Source organism: Pseudomonas sp. TE31087 (assembly GCF_057284075.1).
Genome location: NZ_JBXVNN010000001.1, coordinates 4,047,859 through 4,074,082, shown reverse-complemented (window position 1 = coordinate 4,074,082; position 26,224 = coordinate 4,047,859). Strand labels below are relative to the sequence as shown.

Sequence of the window (26,224 nt, the reverse complement as noted above, 5' to 3'; positions counted from 1 at the left end):
CCTACAGGTCCCACACATTTTCTTTGTAGGAGCGGCCTTGTGCCGCGAAAGGCGCGCGCAGCGGGCCCTGGACCACCGACAGTTGCCATCAGAGGCCATCGATGAAAACGCTCAACTCGACTCCCCGCGCCGACGGTTTCCATATGCCCGCCGAGTGGGCCCCGCAGACCCAGGTGTGGATGGTCTGGCCGGAGCGCCCGGACAACTGGCGCCTGGGTGGCAAGCCGGCGCAGGCCGCGCACGTGACTCTGGCCAAGGCCATCGCCCGTTTCGAGCCGGTCACCGTGGCGGTGTCCGCCGGCCAGTACGCCAACGCCCGTCGCCAGCTCGACCTGCCCAACATCCGCGTGGTCGAGATCAGCAACGATGACGCCTGGGTGCGCGACACCGGGCCGACCTTCGTCATCAACGACCATGGCGAAGTGCGTGGCGTGGACTGGGGCTTCAACGCCTGGGGTGGCTTCGACGGTGGCTTGTACGCCCCCTGGAACCGCGACGAGGAGCTGGCCGCCAAGGTCATGGAGATGGAGCGCGTGCAGCGCTACCACACCGAAGGTTTCGTGCTCGAGGGCGGTTCGATCCACGTCGACGGCGAAGGCACCCTGATCACCACCGAGGAGTGCCTGCTCAACCGCAACCGCAACCCGCACCTGAACCGCGAGCAGATCGAGGAGATCCTGCGCGAACACCTGGCGGTCGAGACCATCGTCTGGCTGCCGGACGGCCTGTACAACGACGAGACCGATGGCCACGTCGACAATTTCTGCTGTTACGTCAGCCCCGGCGAAGTGTTACTGGCCTGGACCGATGATTCCAATGACCCCAACTATGCACGCTGCCATGCCGCCTACGAGGTGCTGAAAAACACCCGTGACGCCAAAGGGCGCGAGTTCGTGGTGCACAAGATGCCGATCCCGGGGCCGCTGTATGCCACCCAGGCAGAATGCGACGGCGTTGATCATGTGGTGGGCAGCCAGGAGCGTGACCCGTCGGTGCGTCTGGCCGGTTCCTACGTGAACTTCCTGATCGTCAACGGCGGCATCATCGCCCCGAGCTTCGACGACCCGGCCGATGCCCAGGCCCGGGCGATCCTGGCCAAGGTCTTCCCGGATCACGAAGTGGTGATGATCCCGGGGCGCGAGCTGCTGCTGGGCGGTGGCAACATCCACTGCCTGACCCAGCAGCAGCCGGCACCGGTAAAACGTTGATCGGCCAATGAGTGAAAAACCCGTCGGATGACGGGTTTTTTTATGCTCGCGATAATCGGTCGGGCGGCATGGCACAGCAATTGTATTGATTTTTCCTCGTGCTTCAGACGAATGGACCTACGCCATTCTGTAACGCGCCTGAAGTACCTTAGCCGCTCACTAGGCCCGGGGAGTACGTGAGGAAATGAACGCAGCAAGTGAGTCGGCTTTGCCCGCAGCGGCAGCCAGCCACCGATCGCTCAGAATCCTGGCTCAGTGGTTGAAACGTCACGGAGACAATCGGGTCAGGACGACCGACCCACGACGCCTGCTGGATGGGCGATACCCACAAGGCCTGATCAGCGAAGAGGAGCTCGAAGCTCTGCTGGCTGTCTGGCATTGATCGGGAAGGAACCCGTCGCAGAAAAAAACGCCACCGCATCTGCGGTGGCGTTTTCGTTTGTGAGGCGTGCAGCAGAAGTACACATCCCCTGTGTGTGGGAGCGGCCTTGTGCCGCGAAAGGGCCGCAAGGCGGCCCCGGCGATCTTGCATGAACGCTGAAATCCTGGGGCCGCTTCGCAGCCCTTTCCGGCCGGTCCGACGCCTCGGCAAGGCCGCTCCTACACGGACGGCGTATGGCCTTTGACGATCAGAAGCTGTAGGTCCCGGTCACCACCAGGCTGCGCGGATCGCCCACCTGGATCTGCGCGGCGCTGGTGGCCGAGCTGTAGTAGGTCTTGTCGGTGATGTTGCTCAGCGCCGCGCGCACATCCCAGTCATGAGTGCGGTAGCCCGCCAGCGCGTCCCAGCGGCCATAGCCCGGCAGGATCACGGTGTTCTGGTTGTCGGCGTAGCGGTCGCCGACCAGGGTCAGGCCGGTTTCGGCGTACCAACCCAGCTCCGGTTTCCAGGTGACGAACAGGCTGGCGTTGCGCTTGGCCACGTCGTTGATGCGGTTGCCCTGCTGGCCGTTGTTGTCCTTGACGATGGTCGCGTCCTGCAGGCCGATGCCGCCGCGCACATACCAGTTGCCCACCACGTTGCCGGTAGCGGTCAGCTCGATGCCGCGCGAGCGTTGCAGGCCGCTGAGCTGGATCAGCTCCGGGTTGATCGGGTCGCGGGTACGGCGGTTGTAAAGTTCCAGTTCGTAGATCGCGAGGGTGGTGCTCAGACGCTCGTCGAACCACTCGCTCTTGACCCCGATCTCCTTCTGCCGGGTCTTTTCCGGGTCGGTCTGGTTGGTGTTGCCGGCAGCGCCTGGTGTGATGCCGATGAGGCCGCCACCGACCGGAGAGTAGGTCTTGCTCCAGGACGCATAGAAGGAGTGGTCCTGCCAGGGCGTGTACACCAAGCCGATGCGCGGGCTGAAACTGTTGTCCTTCTGCTTTTCCGAGATGTCGCGCAGCTTGTTGGTGGTGTCCACCTCGAACTGGTCGAAGCGTACGCCCGCCAGCAGTTGCCACTGGTCGTTGAGGCGGATCTGGTCCTGCAGGTAGATACCGGTGCTCTCGACGTCGGTGTGGTTGTTGCTGGACACCCGCATCGTGCCGTTGTGCTGCTGGCCGGCCGTCGAGCCCTGCACGGGTACCGATGGCACGCCGACGCCCTGGTGCAGCAGCGAGTTGCGGCGTTGCTCGCCCATTTCCAGGCCCACCAGCAGCGTGTGCTCAAGGCCAAAGGTCTCTACATGGCCTTCCAGCTCGACGGTGTTGTAGAGGTTGCGGGTGCTCAGGTCCTGTTGCCAGCGCTGGCGATCCACCAGCCCGGCAGCCGGGCGGTAGGCGGTCAGGTAGGTGTTGTCGAAGTCGCTCTCCAGGGTGAACAGGCTGAAGGTGTGGCGCAGTTGCCACTGGTCGTTCAGCTCGTAGTTCAGGCGCGAGCGCAGCGATTCGGCGCGGTCGTTGATGTAGTCGCGCTGGGTGTCGCCGTAGGTGGTCTTGCGGCTGACATCGGCCGGGCGCCCGGTGAGCGGGTTGCCGGGGATGCCGCGATCAGGGGTGCGGTCGTAGCGGCTGTACTCGTACTGCACCAGCCAGTTCAGCTCGGGGGTGATCTGCCAGCTCATGGACGGCGCGAACAGCTGGCGGTGGTTGCCGTCGATGCCGTCGCGGAAGCTGTTTTTGTCTTCGTTGCCCAGGTTCAGGCGCAGGCTGAGGGTGTCGCTGGGGTCGGCGCTGAGGTCGGCGTACAGGCTGCGCAGGTCCTGGCTGCCGCCCTGGGCCTCGATGCTCGAGCGGCGGCCGTGCTCCGGCGCCTTGCTCACCCGGTTGACGATGCCGCCCTGGCTGCCACGGCCATAGAGCACCGCCGCCGGGCCCTTGAGCACCTCGACCCGCTCGATGTTGTGCAGGTCGCGGGTGTACTGGCTGTCGTCGCGGATGCCGTCCAGGTAGAAGTCGTTGCTGGCGTCGAAGCCGCGGATGCGCAGGCTGTCGAAGCGGGTGTCGGCGCCGCTGCTGACGTTGGGGATGCCTTCCAGCGCCTTGCCCAGGTTGCTGCTGCCGTAGTCCAGCACGTTGCGGGTCTTCACCGAGTCGATGGCCTGCGGCACATAGCGCGCCGGGGTCGAGGTGCGGGTCGCGGTGGTCACGTCCTTGACCCGCGGGTTGTCCTCTTCGCGGGTGCTGTCGGCGGTCACCGAGGTTTCCGGCAGGGTCGTGGTGGCGGCACTGGCCAGGCCGGCGCTGAACAGCAGTGACAGGCCCAGGGTCAGGGGGGAAAGGCGGCAGGGGGCAGGCATCGAAGGCGTCCAAGGAATGGAGTGAGAAATTGGGCGCGAATGGTAATGCTTGCTATTTACTGTTGCATCGACATTTGTAAAGGGTTGTCTTTACATATGTTTCAAAATGTTGCTATCCATGCGGATTGATTTTGAATTGTCTTGATATTCATGCAGATGCGCACGGGGATGACCTGTAGGAGCGGGCTTGTCCCGCGATGGCGCCCTGGCTGGACGGTGATGAGGGCATTGCCGACCTTATCGCGGGGCAAGTCGCACCGCCGCTTCCACGCTGCTCAGGGCAATTTCCGACAGGGTATCGAGAGGCCTGCGGAAGCACGGTCGTATGACGGTTTTATGGATTTCGCCCGCTTTCCACAAAAGAGACAAATTTGCGCTGACCCACGGCAGATATGCATGGAAATGCACCAGCACTGACCTAGTTTTTGGTTATATCAACCTGCATTTCACGTTTTTTTGACATGTATGAGCAGGCAGGGCTAGGATTCGGGCTCTACGCCTGCTGGCCATGATCTGGCCATGCGGCTGCAAGGCCCGTTGCAGACCATTGGCGGGCCTTTCGGCTTGGATCCGCATAGCGTCGAACCTACGAAGGGGCGTTGGTTCCTGGCGTTCTAATGCAGAGCGTTTTTGAATACGAAATAAGGAAAACAACATGTTGAAAACCAGGATCAGCCTGGTCGCCCTGGCGATGATCGCCGCGACCCAGGCACAGGCCAATGAGCAGGCCGAAAGCAAGGGCTTCGTTGAAGACAGCCACGCCAACGTACTGCTGCGTAACGCCTACATCAACCGTGACAAGAAGCACGGTACCGATGACCAGATCGAGTGGGGCCAAGGCTTCATCGCCAACTTCTCCTCCGGTTTCACCCAGGGCACCGTGGGTGTCGGTGTCGATGCCTTCGGCCTGTACGCCGTGCGTCTGGATGGTGGCAAGGGTCACAACGGTGGCGCGGGTGTCGATTTCTTCAAACCGCACAACTCCACGAACGCCGATGGCAACGCCAGTGGTCCGCATGACCTGGCCCGTGCAGGTGCAGCCGTGAAGTTCCGCATCTCCAACACCGTGCTCAAATACGGTGACCAGATGCCTACCCTGCCAGTACTGCAGTACGACGACGGCCGTCTGCTGCCGGAAAGCTTCACCCGGTACGCTGATCACCTCCAAGGAAATCCAAGGCCTGGAGCTGAACGCCGGTCGCTTCACCCAGGAGGCGCGTAAGAGTGCCGAACGCCGTGATGGCGGTGGCCTGAAGTCGATCAATGTGCTCGGCGGCAGCTACAAGTTCACCGATAACTTCACCGCGTCGCTGTACACCGCCGACAACGAAGACGTGATGAAGAAGCACTACCTGGGCCTGAACTACGTCTTCCCGATCGCCAGCGACCAGTCCCTGACCCTGGACTTCAACGGCTACAAGTCGGACATCGACAACAAGTACGTGCGTGCGGCCAAGCTCAACGGCGACTCCAACACCATCTGGAGCCTGGCGGCGACCTACGCCTACGGCCCGCACTCGTTCACCCTGGCGCACCAGCGCAGCACCGGCAGCACCGGCTATCAATATGGCTGGTATCAGAACGCGGGTGGCGTGGGTGATGGTGGTTCGACCATCTACTTGGCGAACTCCTACTGGTCCGATTTCAACGCCGAGGACGAGCGCTCCTGGCAGTTGGGTTACGGCCTGGACTTCGGTGCCTTTGGTATCCCTGGCCTGACCTACAAGCTCGCCTACGTGGTGGGTGACAATATCAACACTCGCACCGTCGGCAAGCCTGAGGGTTACGGTGAAGGTAAAGAGCGCGAAATCTTCAACCAGATTCGCTACGTGGTTCAGGAAGGCCCGGCCAAGGATCTGTCGATCAAGCTGCGTAGTTCCTTCCTGCGTACCAACAACGCCGTTCGTTATGCCGACAACTACACCGACGACGGCAACGAAGTCCGCGTATTCGTCGAGTACCCGATCAGCATCTTCTGATCCTGATCTTGCGTGACCCGCAGCCCCGGCCTATGCCGGGGCTGTTTCTTTCCGGCGCACGCTGGCCGCCGCCACCTCGATCTCCCCCGTCTCCGGTGCAAAGCTGTCGCTGCGTGCCATCCGCCACATCCGCGCATAGAACTCGCTGTCGATCGTGCCGCTGAGCAGCTCGCCCGGCTTGAGGAAGGTGTGCAGCTGCGAAAACAGGCTGATCTCGCTGGCGCTGATACGCCGCGCCAGGTGCTTGGGCTTGAGTTCAGAGGGATGGTCCAGGCCGGCGGCGGCAAGCATCTCGGCCAGGGCATGCAGGGTGTTGCGGTGGAAACTGGCGACCCGCTCGGCTTTCTCCGGCACCACCAGTGCGCGCTGGCGCAGCGGGTCCTGGGTCGCCACCCCGGTGGGGCACTTGTTGGTGTGGCAGCTCTGCGACTGGATGCAGCCGATGGCGAACATGAAGCCCCGCGCCGAGTTCACCCAGTCCGCGCCGATGGCCAGCACGCTGGCGATGTCGAAGGCGCTGACCAGTTTGCCCGCCGCACCGATGCGGATGCGCTCGCGCAGGTTCAGCCCCACCAGGGTGTTGTGCACGAACATCAGGCCCTCGCGCAGCGGCACGCCCATGTTGTCGGAGAACTCCCGGGGCGCCGCGCCAGTGCCGCCTTCCTTGCCGTCGACGACGATGAAGTCCGGGGTGATGCCGGTGGCCAGCATGGCCTTGGCGATGCCCATGAACTCCCACGGATGGCCCAGGCAGAACTTGAAACCCACCGGTTTGCCGCCGGACAGCTCGCGCAGGCGGGCGACGAACTGCAGCAGCTCCCGCGGTGTGCTGAAGGCACTGTGGGCGGCCGGCGAGATGCAGTCCTCGCCTTCGCGCACGCCCCGGGTGGCGGCGATCTCGGCGCTGACCTTGTGCCCCGGCAAAATCCCGCCATGGCCCGGCTTGGCGCCCTGGCTGAGCTTGATCTCGATCATCTTCACTTGTGGCGCGCGGGCCTGTTCGGCGAAGCGATCGGGGTCGAAGTGGCCGTCCTCGGTACGGCAGCCAAAATAGCCGCTGCCGATTTCCCAGATCAGGTCGCCGCCGTGTTCGCGGTGGTAGGGGCTGATGCTGCCCTCGCCGGTGTCATGGGCGAAGCGTCCCAGGCGCGCGCCCTTGTTCAGCGCGGCGATGGCGTTGGCGCTGAGGGCGCCGAAGCTCATGGCCGAGATATTGAAGATCGACGCCGAGTACGGCTGGCGGCACTGCGGGCCGCCGATGCGGATGCGGAACGAGGCCGGGTCGGCCATCGGCACCGGCAGCATCGAATGGCTGATGAACTCGAAGCCCGGCTTGTAGGCATCGTTGAGGGTGCCGAAGGCTTTCTCGGCGCTTTCGTTCTTGGCCCGGGCGTAGACCAGCGAACGCTGGGCGCGGGAGAACGGCAGCTTGTCGTCGTCGCCCTCGATCAGGTACTGGCGGATCTCCGGGCGGATGGTTTCGATCAGGTAGCGGATGTTGCCCAGGATCGGATAGTTGCGGCGCACGGCGTGGTGGCGTTGGCGCAGGTCGTTGAGGCCGACCAGGCTAAGCAGGGCGCTGATGACGGTGAAGGGCCAGAGCCAGGTGTGCGCAAGCAGGAACGGAGCGCTGGCGATCGTGAAGACCAGGCACAGGAACAGGCAGGCATAGCGGCTGGGGAGCGAGTCTTTCATGGGTCCATCGCAGGCGGGATGACCCGGCCTAGGATAGGCAAAGGCTGCGGGAGGAAAACCTGGGGTTTCGGTAAAAGACTGTTACTCGACGCGGAACTGCCTTGGAGGAGTACACACGGTCAGGTTTGATCGGAGCCAAGGCGCCGGTCTCCAATCAGGTGAACTGGATGAAGAAGAAGCCGGCTTCATCGCCTTGCTTGCCGCGCCGTGCCTGCCTGTCGACATACAGGTAGCCGATACCGTCCGAGAACAATCCCACGTGCTGCGGGCTGGCGGCGGCCACATCACTGTCGAGCAGTTGCATCAGGAACAGGAAGCGCTGGGGTTCGTAGATCGGGTCCTGCAGCCAGCAAGGCCTGCCGACGGGCTTGCTCAGGTCGATACCGCTGTCCTCGTCCTCCAGTTCCTGTTCTTCTTCCTCATCGCTGAAGGGTTCGAACTGAATGTAGGCACGGTCCAGCAGGAAGGCTGTGGTGGGCGGTGCGATCGACTGGTCGGCCAGCTCGTGCAGGATGACCCGGCAAAACCATTGGCGCGTTTTTCGTCGAGCTCGCTCTGCTGATTGACGGTGTAGTGGCGCTGGGTGGACCGGCTGAAAGCACCGTCATGTTGGCGCGCAGTGATGAACACCGTGATCGCCATGCTGGGGGGAATGAAGCTGACGGGCAGGAAGCGTTCGCTCAATGTCAGCAGCGGGATCATTGGCTCACCAGTGTCCGGGCTTCTTGGCCACAGCGAGGCATCCTTGAGACGGGCACCGCCGCCGATCTGGCCCAGACCGTGATCCTGGTCGGAAAGCACGATTTTTTGCGAGGTCATGGTCAATAGCATCCTTTGCGTCTTACGGGTTGTTCCACTTCAGTTCGGCGTCTCCAGTGCCAGGACCTTCCAGCTCGCCTTGCGTTTACGCTCGATGAGCGCGGCCAGGGCCTTGGCGGTCGGAGCACCCTTGCCGGTGAACTTCACCGGTGCCAGGGTCAGCAGGGTGACCTTCTCACTTTCGGGAATCCGCTCGCCATCACCATGCTTGTTCCAGGGCTTGTCCACCGCCAACAGCGCATCCACCGCGCAAGGCCAGTGCAGGTTGGCAAACTGTGGATCGTCACGCTGGAACAGCATGCCCTCGGCCACAGGGCCGTGCTCGAAGGTTCTGGCGGCGAGGCGTGCCAGTATTCCTACTGGAAAACACCAGGCGTCTGGCACCGGCAATCCGGCCTGGGGCAGTGCCCAGTCACCTGGCAGGCAGAGGAACAACTCGATCATCGGGGCAACCTGGTACAGGCCGGTGGTGAACAGCAGCTTGTAGTCGGTCTTGCTATCGATCAGGCTGACATGCAGCTTGCTGCGAGGGTCTTCACTGGGAGGGCAGAACGCGGTGGGCAGGACCCACCCAGCGGTATTGTGCACAAAGGTGACAATGGCCTGTCCGGCGCCTTCGGCATCGGCGCCCTCGACATCGTTGATGCTGCGTGCGCCGTGTTCGAGCAGAAGATCGACCGTGCGCTGATGCCCCCATTCGCGCGCAGCGTCCAGTGCGCTGTCATTGGCGCGTCGGTGCAGGCGATTGACCTGTGCGCCTCGTGTCAGCAGTAGTGCAACGACCTCGTTGTGGCCCGATTGGGCCGCTGCGTATAGCGGTGGGCAGACGCTGAGTGGCAGGCCGTCGACCCAGGCACCGGCATCGAGCAGGCAAACGCAGGTTTCAAGGTGCCCTTCACTGGCTGCCAGTTCGAGAGCACTGGCATGGCCCTCGTCTACATACGGCTGGTTCGGCGCCAGGCCCAGCTCCAGGAGCAGGCCACAGCTCGCCGCCTGTCCGGCCCGAGCGGCCATGTGCAGCAGCCCCTCCTCGTCGGCTTCACCATAGCGGGGCAGCACCAGAAGCTCGGGGTATTTCTGTGCGAACGCACGTAGCCGCTCCAGCTTGCCTTCTTCTACATCGTCGTAGAGGCGGTCGAGCTTGGTCTCATGCTTTTCGTAGAGTTGTTGCCAACCGATCATCAAATAGCGGTTCCCCGTCCGAGGGTCTGGTTCAGGTTAAGTAAGACCCTTGTCAGCCCCACGGAAATATCACTTGCGCGGGAGGGGGATCAAGGCGAACTGGAATGCTTCCGGGCAGTGCTGCTCGAGCCAGTTCTTTGCCCGTTCACTGACGAAATAGCCGCCGTGCACATCGGCCTTGAAGAAGTCGGCGTGCTCATCAGCACGGACTACCTCCAGGTAATGAGAGGGATCATTGCTCTTTACACTCTCGTCCATGCGCAAGGCGACCTTGCCAGCGACGTAGGCGCACCAGAACGCCGGCATGCGTGCTGCCAGTTGTGGGGCATGGGGGCGTGACTCGATGATCGATTCGGGCTCGCCATCCAGCTCCAGGTAGACGCTGATGTCCTTGGCCGCGTCCCATTGCTGCCAGTCGAGTTCGACAATATGGGTCTTTTCCAGATGCTCGAAGCGGCTGATACCTTTCAGGCCAGAGTTCTCCAACGCTTCCTTTGTCGGCTCGGTCAGTACCAGCAGGCCAGAGCGGATATAGGCGGGCGGTGTGTAGGGACCGGTACGCTCGATGCTGTCAATGTCGGTATCTTCGTCCCAGGCGATCATGCCGTAGGCTAGCACTTCACCCCAATCGCCCCAGGGTGTTTGTGCGTTGCTGACAAAATAGATGTTCATATCAAGCTCCACAGCTCTTGCTGTTCTGGCCATAGCGGCGCACATGGTTTCGAGTAGCCTTGGGCAGGTTGTACTGACGCATCATGGTTTTGATCTGTTTCTGCAGGTCTCTCTTGGTGAAGTTGCGATTGCGGCCAAACCAAGTTTCCCAGTCCTTGTTCCAGCCCTTGCTATGCAAGTCGGCGTGCTGGACGTTGGGAATGCGTGAAATCTGCTGGTCTATGTAGCGTTTGGGATTGGCTATACCGGCATTTTTCATCTGGGTCCGGAAGTCCCTGTCCCGCCACATCTCTTGTGGGATCATGTGGTGGTCCCGTAGGGACGCCGGTCCGTGGCGGCTTCTCCAGGCCTTGGACGCCCGATCCATGCCGCCCTTGGTCTTCCCGGTCAAGGTCAGCCAGCCCAGTGGGTCAATCCAGCTCAGCGGACTGGGTGCATACGCGTATAGTTGATGTCCACCCGAAAGACCGATGGGGTCCGGTTGGGTGAACCGGCCGATGTCGGGGTCGTAGTAGCGGAAAGTGTTGTAGTGCAGCCCTGTCTCCCTGTCCAGATATTGGCCCTGGAACCGCAGGTTCTGCTCGTGCAGGCTACCGGTGCAAGATGACTCCTCGAACGTATTGCCCCAAGCGAGGTAGTTGGCCTGCCAGGTGATCTGGCCCTGCTCATCGGTCAATAGTTCGGGAAGGCCGCTGAGATCGTTGTGAAAGTGCAGGATCTGCTGGTCCGGGCCGGTACCATCGACCCGCGCCAGGGGTTCGTAGCTCTCTCCCTCGTACAGATACAGGCTGGCACGGCCGTGGCGTTTTTCTTGCAGCAGACGCAGGCCATCCCAGGCGAAATCTGTCTGGCCGAGCAGAAGCCCGTGCTCGTCGTACTCGCTTTTTTCCACTCGCCTTCCGAGAGGGTCATAGCGCATGCGGACCTTGCGTTCACGGCCGGCATGAAGAGTGCGGACCTCCACAAGCCGATGTTCGGCGTCATAGCCGAACAACTGTCTTGCGCGTCTGCTACTGCGTTTCTCCACAAGCCGGCCAAAGGCGTCGTAACGATAACGCTTGTCCTGATAGGTGTGCAGGCGATCGTGTCGGAGGGCTCCGGCATTGCCTGCATCCTGCAGATTGCCGGCAGGATCGTAGCGATAGGACTCGTGCTGGGCACGATTGAGATCATGAATGCCAAGCAGGCGTCCACTGGCATCATGCTGGACCAGTTGGTCGCGGAGTGGCGCACCTGGCAACTGTCGCGTACGTCGGATCAACTGGTCGCGGGCGTCATACTCGAATCGCTGTTGGATAGCGACCGGTAGCTGTACCGACTGGGTAGTCGGTCGGCACTTGCGGGTGCGCAGCCGCCCGTTGCGGTCGTATTCGCTGTGGGTCGTCAGTGGCCCTTGTGTGCGTGCCACCTCGCGGTGCAACCGGTCGCGCTCATAGTCGTTGATGACATGGCCGTCGAGGTTGATCTGGTGCAGATGCCCGCTGCCGTAATAAAGGCGATTGAGCCATCGGCCGTCGGGTAGTCGAGTACGGCTGAGATTCCCCAGTTCATCGTATTGATGACGCAGTACGCCTTGTGGACTATGTTCCTCAAGCAGTTGGCCGAGCGGATCGAAGTGCAGGGAGAGTGTCTCGTCCTGGCCGGTTTTGTCCCGGAAACAGATGCTGGTCAACTGGTCGAGCGCATCGTAGCCATAGGTGGTGAGACCGTCTGCAGTGTATTTTCCGGTCAGGCGACCCAGCGCATCGCGTTCGAGCCGATGCACAATCGGCTCCGGTGAGGCTGGCGAATCGTCCTGTGTGGGGGTGAAGGTCACCTGTACGACGTTATGCAACGCGTCATGCTGATACACCCTTGCAGTACCATCCAGGAATCGCTCCCGGACAAGGCGATCGGCATTGTCCCAGTGGAAGCTGTAGCGCTCGTTGTTTTCGTTGATCAGCGACAACAGGCGGCCATAAGCGTCGTACTCGTAACCCAGTGTGCGGCCCTGCGGGTCAATGGTCTGTGTCCGGAGTCCGCGGCTGTCATAGCGGTATTGGGTCAAGCCACCCAATGCGTCCAGTGTCTGAACAAGCTGGCCGGCGCAATCGTAGCGATAGGATTCTCGATCTCCATCGGGTAACACCAACGCCAGCAGACGCCCTTGCGAGTCATGCTCGAACTCGGTTCGCTCACCCGCAGCATCGGTGATCGATTGCAGATGGCTGTTGCGGTCATGAGCGTAGCGTGTGACAAAGCCGGAGCAGTCGGTCTCCTGCTGCAGCAGACCCAAGGTGCTCCAGCGCAGTGTTCTCGATCTGCCGGCGGGGTCGATGATCTCACTCAGCTGACCATGATCGTCGTGGCGATACTGCGTGACATGACCGAGGGGGTCGGTCTGGCGAATGCAATTGCCACGTGTGTCGTAGCCATAGATCCAACGATTTCCGGCAGGGTCCAGCACCGACTTTGGCAATGACCAGTGTTCCAGCCACTGTGTCGATTCGCTTCGTCCAAGTGGATCGATGGTCTGTGCGATATTCCCGGAGTCGTCGTAGAAGAACCGCCACTGCCCACCTAATGGATCGACAGCGCCAAGCAGTTGGCGATCTTCGTTCCATTCGAACTGCCAGGTGGACCCAACGTTGTCGACGAATTCGGTGATCTGGTACTGGCTGTTCCACTGGCGCGTGGATATACGTTGCAGGTTGTCGACGACACGTGTGATCCCCGCTGCGATGTCGTACTCGAAGTGGTACTCGTCGCCAGCGCTGCTCCAGTAGCGCGTGACGCGCCAGTCGTCGTCGGTCAGTGTCCACGCGTAGCAACAGCGCAGACCTGCTGCGTCCTGATGTTCGATCAGGCGCCTTTGTTCGTCGTAGGCGAAGCGCCGTCGAACTTGCCCTTGTTCGTCCAATACCGTGATCAGGTCGCCGCACGCGTCGTATTCATAGCGCGACAGCACCTGTAGCTCGCCATCAGCATGGCGTTGGGTGGCACTGCTTACCCTTGTGGGCCACTGCGTCGAATAATTCAGCTCGACCTGTGCCAGGTCAAACGTATCGCGCAATCGCACCAGGCGACCGCAACTGTCGTAATCCAGGTGGATACGGTTGTCATTGCGATCACCCATCATGCACAGACGTAGTCGCCTGGGGTTGTCAGGCGAGGGGTGGAACAAGCGGTAAAGGCCTTTGTCGATGTCCTCCAGCAGCAACTCATTGTGTATGGAACGGCGCACACTCAGGCCTTCGGCGACGCTGAAAACCGCATCACCGAGAGCAATTGATCCCATGTCAATCAAACGTGCCTGCTCGTCGGTGAATAGCAGTCGTTCATTGCCGTCCGGATCAAGAACGATCTCTACCACGACCTCGTACTCGACACTCCAGCGAGCGCCGAACAGTCCGTCGAGGCGATCGTCGCGGCTGTTGTAGAACCGCTGCCAGTCCAACGGCAGCAAGGCCTGGACGCTGAAGTCGAGCTCGTCACCACCGCTGAGGATTTTGGCGCCTGTCGCCGCGTGCACCGGGTTAGGTGAGCCGGACATCGCTTGGACCAAGGCACCGGTTACCTGGCTCGTGGCGAAACTGGTGACACCCCCAATCAACATGCACCCAAACTTGCTATAAAACTTCCCCCCCCGCCCCCGCAACATCATCAACGCCGTAATCGCCAGGCCGATCCCCGGTGTCTTGCCGCTGCGGATCTCGCGCACCACGATCGGCCCGCCGCCGATGCGCACGTTGTTCGACACCAGTCCGCCATCGACGATCACCGCCTCGCAGGTGCTGCGATCGCCGCTGCGACAGGCCGGGTGGCCGTTGATCAGCACCTTGCTCGAGCCCTCGGCCAGGTACTGCGGCGGCATCGGCGGGTGCTTGGTGCACAGCACCTTGTCGTCGGGGGCTTCCTGGGTGTTGGGCGCGGGGCTGGCGACGGTCGGCCGCCACATCTGCGAGAAGAAGCCCTTGGCCATGTCGAGGAAGGTCTCTTCCTGCTCCTCGGCCTGCGCGCCACCACCCCCGCCACTGGACGGTGCCGAGGGGGCGGTGACCACGCCGGCCGCGCGTGCGGCGCGCTTGCCGTTGGTCTTGGTGTTGGGCGAGCCACTGACGATGGTGGCCTGCACGGTCGGCGGGAACAGGGCGTTGCCGATGCCCTCGCATAATCGACTGAGCCCGGTGTCCGCGCCGGTCTTGGCCATGACCACGCCGACCACCAGGCCCACCACCGCGCCGAGCACGAAACAGCCCAGGCCGCCGGTGACCACGGTAAGGCCCAGTGCCGCGGCCACCGCGGCGGTGGCCAGGGCGCCGATGGCGACGTTGGCGGCCACTTCCAGCACGCCGCCGATGATGTCGGCCATCACCGAGGTGTGCAACAGCGCATCGCCCTCGCGGGCGGCCCAGAGTGCGTCGGACATCCGCTACGTCAACCCAGGTTGTCGAAGGCGAGGGACTGCTTGAGCGTCGCCCAGTGCGCGGCCTCGGCCTCGCCCAGCGGGGTTGGCTTGACGTAGCTCAGGGCGAACATCTTGCGCGTGCCCGGCAGCACCAGCGCCAGCTGGTACTGGTAGACCTTCTCCTGGCCCTTGCTGAACTGGCTGCTCAGCTCGATCGCCTCGATCGGCTGGGCCGCGCCCACCTGGGTGGCGCGGGCCGGCTGGAACTGCAGGTCCTTGACCTGCTGCTGCAGGCGCTGCAGCTGGCCGTCGAAGTTGCTCTGCAGGGTCTCGCCCTCTTCGAGCAGGCTGCGGCTGACGATCAGCGAGGTGCCCAGGGCCTCGAAGCGCAGGATGTTGATGCTGGTGTCGCGTACCTGCGCGTCGGGCAGGGCGAAGCGGAATTCGTTGAGGCGGTAACTCATGGTTCGGTCTCGTTACTTGCCGGCGGCGGGGAAGAGGGCCTTCACTGCGCCGTCGATGGTCGATTTCACGCCCTGGTTCTTCGGGTCGGTCTGGGCGCCGCTGCCCACGTTCAGGTCCAGGGTGCCACCGGTGTTGATCTCGGCGTCGGCGTTGGCGTGGAAGCTGAACTGCTCGCAGCTGATGTTGATCTGCCCGCTGGCGTTGAGCTCGATCACGCTCTTGCCGCAGACCAGGCGCAGGTTCTCGCCGACTTCGATCAGGTAGCTGGTGCTGACGCTGTCGGTCTTGCTGGCGCCGACCAGCAGCATGTCGTCGCGGCGCACGGCGCGGATGCGGTCCTGGCCGATGGTGATGGTCTCGAGCATGCCGACGGTCTGGTTGCGGTTGATGCCCACCGACAGCGTCTCGCTCTGCTCGACCACGGTGTCCATGTTGCGCTCGGCGTGCACGTACAGCTGTTCGGCGCCCTTCTTGTCCTCCATGCGGATTTCATTGAAGTTGGCCGGGCTGCCGCCCTTGCTCGAGCGGCTCTTCATGCCGCTCTGGGTGGCGCCGCCGGGCAGGTCGTAGGGCACCGTCTGTTCGGCGTTGTACACCCGCCCGGTGATGATCGGCCGGTCGGGGTCGCCTTCGAGGAAGCTGACGATGACCTCCTGGCCGATCCGCGGCACCTGGATCGAGCCCCAGTTCTTGCCCGCCGTGGCTTGCGACACGCGGATCCAGCACGAGCTGTTCTCGTTGGACTGGTCGTGGCGGTCCCAGTGGAAGTGCACCTTGACCCGACCGTACTGGTCGGTCCAGATCTCCTCGCCGGACGGGCCGACCACCACGGCGGTCTGCGGCCCCTTGACGATCGGCCGCAGGGTGCTGCCCACCGGGCGGTAGCTCTGCTGCGCGTCGATGCAGCTGAGGTTGCTCTCGAACTGCGCCGCGCCGCTGCCGCCACCGCTTTCCAGGCGCTCCTGGTGCACGTAGTAGCGGGCGGCGACGATCAGGTACTCGCGGTTCTGGTCCTGGCGGCTGAAGTTGCTCAGGCTGAACAGGTGACCGCTGCCCAGGCCCCGGGCATTGCCGCGCAGCTCGACCCGCTCGTGCAGGCTCTGCAGCGACTCCAGGCGGGTGCGCGCGTAATGCTCGCCGTCCTGGGTCTGCTCATAGGCGCCGGGGTAGTCGTACAGCGGGTAGTCGCCGGCCTGGTGCGGGCGCGGCATGGCCGAGCGCACGTCGATGCGCGCGCTGGGGCGCTGGAAGTCATAGTCGTTGAGCTCCAGGGAGCCCGACTGGACTTCCTGGGCCAGGTGCCAGTCGTTGATATGGTCGCGCTCGCGGTGCTGGCCGTCCGGCGGGTAGTAGGGCACGGTCTCGTAGCCTGGTGCCTTCTGGTGCGCGCCGTAGGCGTCGGCCAGCACCAGCACGTGGCGTTCCTGCTCGTGGCGGAAGAAGTAGTAGATGCCTTCTTCCTCCATCAGGCGGCTGACGAAGTCGAAGCTGGTCTCGCGGTACTGCACGCAGTACTCGCGCTCGCGGTAGTTGCGGCTGAGCAGGTCCTCGAAATCCGAGAAGCCCAGGTCGCGGAACACCTGCTTGATGATCTGCGGCGCGCTCAGGTGCTGGAAGATCCGGCAGTCGCTGGTGCGCGTCAGCAGCCACAGCCACGGACGCAGGGTGACCCGGTAGGCGGCGAACTGGCCCTGGTCCACCGACTGGCTGCAGCGGGCGACGATGCCGTGGAAGTGCCGCGAGGTGCCGACGCTCTGCTGCACGCTCAGGCTCATGGGCTTGCCCAGCAGCTGGTTGAGGTCGATGGCCGGGTCGTCGCTGGTCAGCTGCAGCTCGTAGTCGAACAGGCGGCCGAGCTCCTCGCTGCCGCCCATCTCGGCAAGGATCAGCTTGTCCGGCCCCAGGGGGCTGTTGATCTGCGCCAGGCGCGTGAACTGCTTGAACAGCATGGTCGGTCCTGTCAGTCGGCGGCGCCGAAGTCATAATGCAGGTCATTGTCGCGGCGGCTGATGCTGACGCTGGCCAGCGGCTTGCCCTCGAGCAGGCGGGTCAGGAACTCGCGGCTCATGTCCGGCAGCAGGCCGTTGGTGAGGATGGCGTCGATCATGCGGCCACCGCTTTCGGTCTCGCTGCAGCGCGAGACGATCAGCTCGACCACGCCGTCGTCGTAGGCGAAGCCGACCTTATGTGTGCCTTCCACGCGCTTGCGGATGCGCTCAAGCTGCAGGCGGGTGATGGCCTTGAGCATGGTGTCGCTGAGCGGGTAGTAGGGGATGGTCACCAGGCGGCCGAGCAGCGCCGGCGGGAAGATCTCCAGCAGCGGCTTGCGCAGCGAGGTGGCCACGGCCTCCGGATCGGGCAGGGCCTGCGGGTCCTTGCAGATGTTGGCGATCAGCTCGGTGCCGGCGTTGGTGGTGAGCAGGATCAGGGTGTTGCGAAAATCGATCTGGCGGCCTTCGCCGTCTTCCATCACGCCCTTGTCGAACACCTGGAAGAAGATCTCGTGCACGTCGGGGTGGGCTTTTTCCACCTCGTCCAGCAGCACCACACTGTACGGGCGACGGCGCACCGCTTCGGTCAGCACACCGCCCTCGCCGTAACCGACGTAGCCGGGTGGCGCGCCCTTGAGGGTGGAGACGGTGTGGGCTTCCTGGAACTCGCTCATGTTGATGGTGATCAGGTTCTGCTCACCGCCGTACATCGCTTCGGCCAGGGCCAGCGCGGTTTCGGTCTTGCCCACGCCGGAAGTGCCGGCGAGCATGAACACGCCGATGGGTTTGTTCGGGTTGTCGAGGCCGGCGCGGGAGGTCTGGATGCGCTTGGCGATCATCTTCAGCGCGTGGTCCTGGCCGATGATGCGCTTGGCCAGGTGGCTGTCGAGGTTGAGCACGGTCTCGATCTCGTTGCGCGCCATGCGGCCCACCGGGATGCCGGTCCAGTCGGCGACCACCGAGGCCACCGCCTGGTAGTCCACGGTCGGCAGGATCAGCGGGCTTTCGCCTTGCAGCTGGCTCAGACGCTGCTGCAGGTCGACGAGTTTTTCGCGCAGTTCATGGCTGCCCTGCACGTCCACTTCCTGATCGACCACGCCGACCTGTTCACGTAGTTGCGCGCGGGTGGCCAGCAGCTCGTCGACCAGGGCTTTCTCTTCGGCCCAGCGGCTCTCGAGGGCGGCCAGGCGCTCGCGTTCCTCGGTCAGCAGGTTGTCGGCCTGGGCCTGGCGCTGCTCGGTCTTGACGCCGATGGCGGCTTCGCGGGCAATGATCTGCAGTTCCACCTCCAGCGCCTCGATGCGCCGACGGCTGTCGTCCACCTCGGCCGGCACCGCGTGCAGGCTGATGGCGACGCGGGCGCAGGCGGTGTCGAGCAGGCTCACCGACTTGTCCGGCAGCTGGCGCGCCGGGATGTAGCGGTGCGACAGCTTCACGGCGGCTTCCAACGCTTCGTCGAGGATCTGCACCTGGTGGTGCTTCTCCATGGTCGAGGCCACGCCGCGCATCATCAGCAGTGCCTTGGCCTCGCTCGGCTCGTCGACCTGGACCACCTGGAAGCGGCGGGTCAGGGCCGGGTCCTTCTCGATGTGTTTCTTGTACTCGGCCCAGGTGGTCGCGGCCACGGTGCGCAGGCTGCCACGGGCCAGGGCCGGTTTGAGCAGGTTGGCGGCGTCACCGGTGCCAGCCGCGCCGCCGGCGCCGACCAGGGTGTGGGCTTCGTCGATGAACAGGATGATCGGCTTGGGCGAGGCTTGCACGTCCTCGATCACCTGGCGCAGGCGCTGTTCGAACTCGCCCTTCATGCTGGCGCCGGCCTGCAGCAGGCCGACGTCCAGGCTGCGCAGCTCGACGTCCTTCAGTGCCGGCGGCACGTCGCCGGCGACGATACGCAGGGCGAAGCCTTCGACCACGGCGGTCTTGCCGACGCCGGCCTCGCCGGTGAGGATCGGGTTGTTCTGGCGGCGGCGCATGAGGATGTCGACCAGCTGGCGGATCTCCTCGTCACGGCCGACGATGGGGTCGAGCTTGCCGCTGCGGGCCTGCTCGGTGAGGTCGACGGTGAAGCGCTTGAGCGCCTCCTGCTTGCCCATCGCCGCCGGAGCCATGGCGCCGCTGGCCTCTCCCGGCGCGGCGGCGCTGAAGCCGTCGCTGGCGGCCAGGTTGTTTTCCGGCGAGTCGCCGACGTACTCGTCGAAGCGCTCGCTCAGGGCTTCGATCTTCAGCTTGGCGAACTCGCCGGACAGCCCCAGCAGCGCGTTGCGCAGGCTCGGGGTCTTGAGGATGCCGACCAGCAGGTAGCCGGTGCGCACCTGGCTTTCGCCGAACATCAGGCTGCCGTAGACCCAGCCGCGCTCGACGGCCTCTTCCACCTGGGAGGACAGGTCGGTGATCGAGGTCGAGCCCCGTGGCAGGCGGTCCAGGGCGTCGGTCAGGTCGCGGGCCAGGCGCGCCGGCTCGACGTTGAACTGGCGGATGATGCGGTGCAGGTCGCTGTCCTGCAGTTGCAACAGCTGGTGCAGCCAGTGCGCCAGCTCGACATAGGGGTTGCCCCGCAGCTTGCAGAACACCGTGGCGGCCTCGATGGCCTTGTAGGCGACGCTGTTGAGTTTGCCGAACAGCGCGGCGCGGCTGATTTCACCCATGGTCCTGACTCCTTGTGTGGGGCGCGGCGACTGGCTGGTCGGCGTAGTACCGGGCCAGCTTCAGGTCGCGTGCATCGTGCGAGGGGCGGCCGAGCCAGGTGTCGAACCCCAGGCGCTGACCGGCATTGAGTTGCAGCGCGGGCACCTGGCCCTGCGCGAGGATGAGGTTGAGGTCCCAGTCCAGTTCCTGGCCCAGGTACTCGGCGACCCAGGCCGCCAACTCGATAAACGCCTGCCCGCCGGGGAGCAGGGCGTGGTACTGGTCGAGGGTCAGCGGGCCCAGGCACAAGCGGAACTTGTGCTGGCGGTCCCAGACGTAACGGCCCAGGCACAGGTCCACTCCGAGGCGGTTGGCGCGCACGCCCAGTTGGCTGCGCTCGGGCAGCTCCAGCCACTGGCCGACGTATTCCTCGAGCTGCACCGGCACGCCGAAATAGCTCGACAGGATGCTGCACAGACCGTCCGGGTAGCGGGTCTGCGCCGCCAGGTGGCCGGACCAGTGCAGCTTGGCGGTGTCGGCCAGCGGCCCCTGGCCTTGCAGTTCCGGCTGGCCGCGGCCACTGAGGGCGGCCAGGCGCGCGGCCCAGTAGTCGTCGCCGGGGCGGTCGTGGCTGACGGTCGGCCGGGCCTCGGCCCAGGCACGGTAGAACAGGCTCAGCAGGCGATGGTGGAAGATGTCGAGGAAGCGCTTGCTGGTCGGGTCGGCGTGGTTGCGCTGGCGTTCGCGCATGTACTCGGTCAGGTGCAGCGGCAGTGGGCCGTTGGGGCCGCCGAGGCCGAAGAAGAACTGCTCCAGGCGCGCCGGCTGATCGTCGTTGGCCGTGACCGAGGCCAGCGTTGCCGGGGCGAAGCTGCAATCCAGGCGCTGGCCCAGGCGCACCGGCTCATCGGCCAGGCGCAGCGAATGGCCGAAGCGCGGCAGCTCGGGGTTTTCCGCCTCGAGGCGGCGCAACGCCTGGAAGAAGTCGTACTCCCAGGGCTCTGCCTGCATGGCCTGTAGCGTGTTCACAGGGTCGGCCTGCGCCCGGGCTTGGCTTTCCAGCGCATGATCTCGCCACGTTCGCTGGTGCGCAGCACGGTTTCGGTGAAGCTGTTGATCGACACGTAGCGGGTCAGGAAACGCTCGAACACCGCGCCCAGGAGGAACACGCCGGTGCCGCGGAAGGCGTTTTCGTCGAACGTCAGGGTAATCTCCAGGCCACGGCCGAAGACGATCGGGCCGGGCATCGGCAGGCGCCGGGTGCAGGGCTTGCAGCTGACCTCGCGCAGGCCGTCGATCTGCAGTTGCAGGGCACTGTCCTGCTGGTCGCCGTACAGGCGCAGCAGTTCGCGCAGGGCGGCGGCGCCCTGGCCCTGTTCGGCCAGGGACAGGTAGTTCAGCGACAGTTGGCTGATCAGGCGCCAGGCCCGGTTGTCGTGGGCATGGCTGGCCTTCGGTCGGCTGGGGCCGGCCAGGCAGCGCACCGCGGACACCGGCGCGCTGTCGGCCAGGCTGAAGTCGCTGCGCCCGTCGCCGACGTTCATGAACAGCGGCAGGTCGCGGTTGCTGCACAACGCGCTGATGCCCAGCTGGCGCAGGTCGTGGCGGTACGGCGCCTGGTGTCCGTCGACCAGGCTGACGAAGGTCTCGCTGCCCATGTAGCTGGAGCGCGTGCCGTTGCGTCGCTGCTCGCTGGACAGCACCCGTGGCTCGCGGCGGACGATGTAGTAGGCCTGGTCACGGCCGTAGCGCGACGGGTCGCGCACGGCGTAGAACGGCAGGAACGCCTGGTCCGGTCCGGTGCCGTGGCCGCTGACCTGCTGCAGCGAGTGGATCTCGAAGTCGGTAGGCCGGGTGCGGTCGGCGATCACATGGTGCTCGTGGACCCGGTCGGTCAGGTGGATGCGGTCGACCCGGCGCGGGAACAGGTTGATCGCCGGGGTGCAGAACGGCACGAACTGCGCGCTGCCCACGCTGCTTTCCAGCGCGGCGTCGAAGCGCTCGAACAGCACCAGCAGCTCCAGTTCCTGGCCATCGCAACGTTTGACCGCGCGCTCCAGCCCGGCGAAATCGACGAACAGGAAACGCTGCGGCAGGGCGAAGTACTCCTGCAACAGGCGATAGCCCTGGAACGCCTGGGGCACCACCGGCAACGCCGCTTCGCGGTCGTCGAAGCCGCACGGCAGCAAGGCTTGTTCGACCGGGATGCGCTCGACCCAGTCGGCCCCGGGCTGGCGCACGAACACCGCGCAGGCGCTGCCCAGCAGTTGTTCGTACAGACGGAATGGGGTTTCGTCGGCGCCATTGAGGTACAGCGGCAGGTGCGTCAGCGGCAGGCTGTTGAACGGGATTTCCGCGCCGCTGCGCAAGGTCAGGCGCAGGCCGGCGCGGGCCTTCGGTTCGCTGGCGGCCAGGCGCCCGAGCACGGCGCCGGGGTTGCCGAAGTATTCGGCGCGGGCCACCTGCAGCGGCCACAGGGTCACGTCCTGGGTGCTGCGAAATTCGCACGGCGTCTGCGAGTTGCGGCCGAGGTTGGCGCGCAGCACGCTGTCACGGGGCAGCTGGAAACCGGCGGCCAGCGAGCCCTCGTCGGGGTCGGTCTGCAGTTGCACCACGGTCATCGACGGGGTCGGCGCCAGGTAGTGCGGATAGGCGATTTCCAGCAGGTTGTGGGTGAAGGTCGGGTATTCGGCGTCGAGTTTCAGCTGCACCCGCGCGGTGAGGTAGGCGAAGCCTTCCAGCAGGCGCTCGACATAGGGGTCGGCGCATTCGATCCCGGACAGCGTCAGGCGCCCGGCAATCTTCGGGTATTCCTTGGCGAACTCGGCGGCACCCTCGCGGATGTGCTGCAGTTCCTGGTTGTACAGCTCGAGCAGGCGCGGGTTCATGCGCGTCTCCGGCGGTCGGCGGGGGCCACGCGCACGTGCCCGGACTCGAGGTCCACGTCGGTCTGCAGCAGCAGCGGCAGGGCCGCCGGCTGGGCCCAGAGGTCGCCTTCGATCTCGAAGCTCAGGGCGTTGGCGTTCATCTCGCCGGGCGCGGCCTGGGCGCGCACCTTCAGGGTATGGGCGAGGATACGCGGCTCGTAGGTGGCGATGGCCTGGTGGATGATGCGTTCGAGCGCGTTGAGGTCGATGTTCGACGCGCTGTTACCAGCCAATGCGGGCAGGCCGTAGTTGATCACCGAGGCGCCTGCCGGTGAATTCAGCGTGGCGCCGGTGTCGAGCAGCGAGGTGGTGTTGAGCAGCCAGGCCAGGTCGCGCAGCACCGAGGCCTTGAGTTGCGACAGGCTGAGCACGCGCTTGTCGGGGGCTTCCTGCGGATTGCCCGGGTCGTCGTCGGTCAGGCGATCCAGCAGCGAGGGCTGCAGGCGGTCGCGGGTGGCGATCTCGGCTACCACTGGAACAGCCCCACGAAGTCCTTCTGATCTACAGGGCCTGTCGAGCAACTGCCACCCTTCGCGAGAATCGAAGGCTCAAGGCTGGCCCCTACCAGGCGTACGGCCTGATACTGGCTATTGCACCGGCCGGGCTGCGACGGGTCGGCCTCCACATGGCTGACGATGATGATCTGCGAACCATTGAAATGCTCGACGCGAGGCTTGCCAGTCAGCCGCTCCGGACTGAGCTGGCAGGGCCAAGGCATGTCCAGCTCAAGCAACGACTGATCGGCCTTGCGCAATGCGCAGCGACCTTCGTGGTTCACCAACGACAGCGTCTGGGCCGCAAGATTGACCTGAAGGTCTTGGGGGGTGCCAGTCGAGCTCTGCTGAGCGCATGCATTCAGGGCAAGCGCGATCAACAGGCCAGGGACGACTTTGCGCAGTCTTTTCATTTCAGCTCCCAGAACCATACAGCCTTGGAGCGATGGGCCTGGTCGGCAAAGTAGCCGGTTACCCGACCTCGATCCCAGAGGTCGATGTGATCGCCGGTGCGGTTCTCGTATGACTGCCCTGCACGGGCGAAGCAGTCCTTGAAAAAGATGATGCCGCGTTTCTCATTGAGTTTCAGACGGTCATTCGCACTGCCACTCAGTTGCAGAGGCGCGCCGAGATGGTGTTTCCACAGCCAGTTCGCCAGTGACTCCGCGCCCCTGGCGTGGTCATGGGCACAGCGTGGCTCGCTGTAGGTTCTGGCATTGACCTTGATCGTGTGTTCACCATTGAGGGCGATGCTCATGCGGATGGCGCACTGGTTGTCCCAGCCTCCATCGCAAGGCGAGGATTCGCTCGGATAGGCATTCCACAGATTGATGAAGGAAGGCTTGGCCATGATGTTCACCGTGGGCGGGTGAGGCGTGGGGAAGGGCGCCCGCGCCGCCTGGGGCGGCACGGGCGCGGTCGGTCAGATCTTGACGTTGGAGCGGATGTTCCAGCCGTACTTGATCGGGCCGCCTTCCTTGGTGCCGTCGGCCTTCTGCGGCTGGTAGTCGACAGTGACCTTGGCGAAGTTCAGGGTCACGTTCTCGGTCAGGCGGTCGTCGCTGCCCGAGCCGCCGGTGCTCAGCGAGCTGATGATCACCTCTTCGAGGTTGATGATCAGGTACTCGACCTGGCTTTCACCACCGGCCTTGCGCACGGTCAGCTTGACCTTGTCGATGTGCTTGCCGCTGGAGCAGTGGGCCATCAGGTTGGGGCTGGATTTATCGATGTACTTGGTGATCGACAGGTCCTGGATGTTGACCTTGCCCGAGCCGCCACCGCTGCCCAGGTGCATGTTGCCGGACTGGGACATGCCCCAGCTCCAGTTGAGCACGTCGATTTCGTCCTTGTGGGCCTTGTCGTGGGACTCGCCCTTGATGTCGCCGATCTTGATGAAAATATCTACAGCCATGATGTCCTCGGAATTTCCAGTCGGTTGGCGGTGCTATTGGGGCTGCTGTGCAGCCCATCGCGGGACAAGCCCGCTCCTACAGGATTTGTGCAGCCTTTGTAGGAGCGGGCTTGTCCCGCGATGGGGCGCGCAGCGGCCCCGTTCAGGCTTAGGCCCCTTTGGCCGAAGGCAGCTTCGACACCAGGCGCAGCGACACGGTCAGCCCTTCGAGCTGGTAGTGCGGGCGCAGGTAGAAGCGCGAGTTGTAGTAACCCGGGTTGCCTTCGACTTCCTCGACCACCACTTCGGCGGCCGCCAGCGGGTGCTGGGCCTTGGTGGTCTCGGTGGAGTGCGCCGGGTCGCCGTCGACGTAGTTGAGGATCCAGTCCTGCAGCCAGCGCTGCATCTCGTCCTTTTCCTTGAACGAGCCGATCTTGTCGCGAACGATGCACTTCAGGTAATGGGCGAAGCGGCAGGTGGCGAACAGGTACGGCAGGCGCGCGGCCAGGTTGGCGTTGGCGGTGGCGTCCGGGTCGTCGTATTCGGCCGGCTTCTGCAGCGACTGGGCGCCGATGAAGGCGGCGAAGTCGGTGTTTTTCTTGTGCAGCAGCGGCATGAAGCCGTTCTTCGCCAGCTCCGCCTCGCGGCGGTCGGAGATGGCGATCTCGGTCGGGCACTTCATGTCCACGCCACCGTCGTCGGTGGGGAAGGTGTGCGCCGGCAGGCCTTCGACTTCGCCGCCGGATTCCACGCCGCGGATACGCGAGCACCAGCCGTAATGCTTGAACGAACGGTTGATGTTCACCGCCATGGCGTAGGCGGCGTTGGCCCAGGTGTACTTGCTGCTGTCGGCGCCGTCGGTGTCTTCCTCGAAGGCGAAGGCCTCCACCGGGTCGGTCTTGGCGCCGTAGGGCAGGCGCGCCAGGAAGCGCGGCATGGTCAGGCCGATGTAGCGCGAGTCTTCCGATTCACGCAGCGAGCGCCAGCCGGCGTATTCCGGGGTGGTGAAGATCTTGGTCAGGTCGCGCGGGTTGGACAGCTCCTGCCACGAGCCCATGCCCATCACCGTCGGCGAGGCGGCGGAGATGAACGGCGCGTGCATCGAGGCGCAGACCTTGGACACTTCGCCCAGCAGCTCGACGTCGGGTGGCGACTGGTCGAAGTAGTAGTCGCCCACCAGGCAGCCGTAGGGCTCGCCACCGAACTGGCCGTATTCCTCTTCGTAGAGCTTCTTGAACACCGGGCTCTGGTCCCAGGCGGTGCCCTTGAACTTCTTCAGGGTCTTGTGCAGGTCGTTCTTCGAGATGTTGAGCACGCGGATCTTCAGCTGCTCGTCGCTCTCGGTGTTGTTGACCAGGTAGTGCAGGCCGCGCCAGGCGCTTTCCAGTTTCTGGAAGTCATCGTGGTGGATGATCTGGTTGACCTGGGCGGTGAGCTTTGCGTCGATGGCGGCAATGATCTGCTCGATCGAGCCGATGGCATCGTTGGAGACCAGGCTGGTCTGCGCCAGGGCCTGCTCGCGCGAGGGTGCGCACGGCGCTCTCGACGGCTTCCTTGGCCCGCTCGGTCTTGGGCTTGAATTCCTGCAGCAGGAGACTGGCGAACTCGCTCGGGTCCTGGGTGGCCGCCTGCGGGGCCTGGCTGTCGCGCAACGGATCGTTCATGGTCGG

General features: G+C 64.2%; 17 protein-coding genes and 2 pseudogenes. 2 read left to right on the top strand and 17 right to left on the bottom strand.

What is annotated here, in order from left to right; translation table 11 throughout:
• The first annotated feature begins 101 nt into the window (after positions 1–101).
• Positions 102–1,208: an agmatine deiminase gene (aguA, locus tag ACZ899_RS18320; protein WP_028689184.1), complete on the top strand. Its 1,107-nt coding sequence runs from the start codon at positions 102–104 to the stop codon at positions 1,206–1,208.
• Positions 1,209–1,837: 629 nt separating this feature from the next.
• Here aguA and ACZ899_RS18315 read toward each other — a convergent pair.
• Positions 1,838–3,928 carry a TonB-dependent receptor gene (locus ACZ899_RS18315; RefSeq protein ID WP_234561226.1) on the bottom strand — a complete coding sequence of 697 codons (2,091 nt, stop codon included), beginning with the start codon at positions 3,926–3,928 and terminating at the stop codon, positions 1,838–1,840.
• Between the two features lie 655 nt (positions 3,929–4,583).
• On the opposite strand from ACZ899_RS18315, the pseudogene ACZ899_RS18310 reads away from it, so the two are divergent.
• A pseudogene (locus ACZ899_RS18310) lies at positions 4,584–5,907 on the top strand (OprD family porin).
• 30 nt (positions 5,908–5,937) lie between these two features.
• Here ACZ899_RS18310 and ACZ899_RS18305 read toward each other — a convergent pair.
• The 16 genes and pseudogenes from ACZ899_RS18305 to tssC form a co-directional block, all read right to left on the bottom strand.
• Complete coding sequence (locus ACZ899_RS18305; RefSeq protein WP_234561225.1) at positions 5,938–7,602, bottom strand: FMN-binding glutamate synthase family protein; 1,665 nt, start codon at positions 7,600–7,602, stop codon at positions 5,938–5,940.
• A 154-nt stretch (positions 7,603–7,756) separates the two neighbouring features.
• Positions 7,757–7,906, bottom strand: coding sequence for a hypothetical protein (locus ACZ899_RS18300; protein WP_234561224.1), 150 nt, complete (start codon positions 7,904–7,906; stop codon positions 7,757–7,759).
• A 68-nt stretch (positions 7,907–7,974) separates the two neighbouring features.
• Entirely contained in the window at positions 7,975–8,421 is a 447-nt protein-coding gene (locus tag ACZ899_RS18295; protein WP_234561223.1) for a hypothetical protein, read from the bottom strand.
• 39 nt (positions 8,422–8,460) lie between these two features.
• Complete coding sequence (locus ACZ899_RS18290) at positions 8,461–9,603, bottom strand: ankyrin repeat domain-containing protein (RefSeq protein WP_234561222.1); 1,143 nt, start codon at positions 9,601–9,603, stop codon at positions 8,461–8,463.
• A 69-nt stretch (positions 9,604–9,672) separates the two neighbouring features.
• On the bottom strand, positions 9,673–10,275 hold the full coding sequence (locus ACZ899_RS18285; protein ID WP_234561221.1) for a hypothetical protein: 603 nt from the start codon (positions 10,273–10,275) through the stop codon (positions 9,673–9,675).
• A gap of 1 nt (position 10,276) precedes the next feature.
• Positions 10,277–14,683: an RHS repeat-associated core domain-containing protein gene (locus ACZ899_RS18280; RefSeq protein WP_234561220.1), complete on the bottom strand. Its 4,407-nt coding sequence runs from the start codon at positions 14,681–14,683 to the stop codon at positions 10,277–10,279.
• 8 nt (positions 14,684–14,691) lie between these two features.
• Positions 14,692–15,126, bottom strand: a complete 435-nt coding sequence (locus tag ACZ899_RS18275) for a DcrB-related protein (RefSeq protein WP_232854845.1) — start codon at positions 15,124–15,126, stop codon at positions 14,692–14,694.
• A 12-nt stretch (positions 15,127–15,138) separates the two neighbouring features.
• The gene (locus ACZ899_RS18270; RefSeq protein WP_234561219.1) at positions 15,139–17,076 is read right to left on the bottom strand and encodes a type VI secretion system Vgr family protein; all 1,938 of its coding nucleotides are present in this window, start codon (positions 17,074–17,076) and stop codon (positions 15,139–15,141) included.
• Positions 17,077–17,087: 11 nt separating this feature from the next.
• Positions 17,088–19,763 (bottom strand): type VI secretion system ATPase TssH, encoded by a 2,676-nt coding sequence (gene tssH / locus ACZ899_RS18265; protein WP_234561218.1) that lies wholly within the window; start codon positions 19,761–19,763, stop codon positions 17,088–17,090.
• Positions 19,756–20,805 carry a type VI secretion system baseplate subunit TssG gene (tssG, locus tag ACZ899_RS18260; RefSeq protein WP_234561246.1) on the bottom strand — a complete coding sequence of 350 codons (1,050 nt, stop codon included), beginning with the start codon at positions 20,803–20,805 and terminating at the stop codon, positions 19,756–19,758. Before tssG ends, tssH begins: the two co-directional genes overlap by 8 nt.
• Positions 20,769–22,631, bottom strand: coding sequence for a type VI secretion system baseplate subunit TssF (gene tssF / locus ACZ899_RS18255; protein ID WP_234561217.1), 1,863 nt, complete (start codon positions 22,629–22,631; stop codon positions 20,769–20,771). Before tssF ends, tssG begins: the two co-directional genes overlap by 37 nt.
• Positions 22,628–23,143 (bottom strand): type VI secretion system baseplate subunit TssE, encoded by a 516-nt coding sequence (gene tssE / locus ACZ899_RS18250; protein WP_234561216.1) that lies wholly within the window; start codon positions 23,141–23,143, stop codon positions 22,628–22,630. Before tssE ends, tssF begins: the two co-directional genes overlap by 4 nt.
• Entirely contained in the window at positions 23,137–23,577 is a 441-nt protein-coding gene (locus ACZ899_RS18245; RefSeq protein ID WP_203648718.1) for a hypothetical protein, read from the bottom strand. Before ACZ899_RS18245 ends, tssE begins: the two co-directional genes overlap by 7 nt.
• Positions 23,574–24,014 carry a type VI secretion system amidase effector protein Tae4 gene (locus ACZ899_RS18240; RefSeq protein WP_203648716.1) on the bottom strand — a complete coding sequence of 147 codons (441 nt, stop codon included), beginning with the start codon at positions 24,012–24,014 and terminating at the stop codon, positions 23,574–23,576. Before ACZ899_RS18240 ends, ACZ899_RS18245 begins: the two co-directional genes overlap by 4 nt.
• 72 nt (positions 24,015–24,086) lie before the next feature.
• Positions 24,087–24,575, bottom strand: coding sequence for an Hcp family type VI secretion system effector (locus ACZ899_RS18235; protein ID WP_023632508.1), 489 nt, complete (start codon positions 24,573–24,575; stop codon positions 24,087–24,089).
• Between the two features lie 148 nt (positions 24,576–24,723).
• A pseudogene (tssC, locus tag ACZ899_RS18230) lies at positions 24,724–26,218 on the bottom strand (type VI secretion system contractile sheath large subunit).
• Between the last annotated feature and the right edge of the window lie 6 nt (positions 26,219–26,224).

Coding starts and splice junctions, on each gene's coding strand:
- aguA (WP_028689184.1), top strand. CDS start 102: ATGAAAACGCTCAACTCGACTCCCCGCGCCGACGGTTTCCATATGCCC.
- ACZ899_RS18285 (WP_234561221.1), bottom strand. CDS start 10,275: ATGAACATCTATTTTGTCAGCAACGCACAAACACCCTGGGGCGATTGG.
- ACZ899_RS18275 (WP_232854845.1), bottom strand. CDS start 15,126: ATGAGTTACCGCCTCAACGAATTCCGCTTCGCCCTGCCCGACGCGCAG.
- ACZ899_RS18300 (WP_234561224.1), bottom strand. CDS start 7,906: ATGCAACTGCTCGACAGTGATGTGGCCGCCGCCAGCCCGCAGCACGTG.
- tssH (WP_234561218.1), bottom strand. CDS start 19,763: ATGGGTGAAATCAGCCGCGCCGCGCTGTTCGGCAAACTCAACAGCGTC.
- ACZ899_RS18270 (WP_234561219.1), bottom strand. CDS start 17,076: ATGCTGTTCAAGCAGTTCACGCGCCTGGCGCAGATCAACAGCCCCCTG.
- ACZ899_RS18240 (WP_203648716.1), bottom strand. CDS start 24,014: ATGGCCAAGCCTTCCTTCATCAATCTGTGGAATGCCTATCCGAGCGAA.
- ACZ899_RS18295 (WP_234561223.1), bottom strand. CDS start 8,421: ATGACCTCGCAAAAAATCGTGCTTTCCGACCAGGATCACGGTCTGGGC.
- ACZ899_RS18245 (WP_203648718.1), bottom strand. CDS start 23,577: ATGAAAAGACTGCGCAAAGTCGTCCCTGGCCTGTTGATCGCGCTTGCC.
- ACZ899_RS18235 (WP_023632508.1), bottom strand. CDS start 24,575: ATGGCTGTAGATATTTTCATCAAGATCGGCGACATCAAGGGCGAGTCC.
- tssF (WP_234561217.1), bottom strand. CDS start 22,631: ATGAACCCGCGCCTGCTCGAGCTGTACAACCAGGAACTGCAGCACATC.
- ACZ899_RS18280 (WP_234561220.1), bottom strand. CDS start 14,683: ATGTCCGACGCACTCTGGGCCGCCCGCGAGGGCGATGCGCTGTTGCAC.
- ACZ899_RS18305 (WP_234561225.1), bottom strand. CDS start 7,602: ATGAAAGACTCGCTCCCCAGCCGCTATGCCTGCCTGTTCCTGTGCCTG.
- ACZ899_RS18290 (WP_234561222.1), bottom strand. CDS start 9,603: ATGATCGGTTGGCAACAACTCTACGAAAAGCATGAGACCAAGCTCGAC.
- ACZ899_RS18315 (WP_234561226.1), bottom strand. CDS start 3,928: ATGCCTGCCCCCTGCCGCCTTTCCCCCCTGACCCTGGGCCTGTCACTG.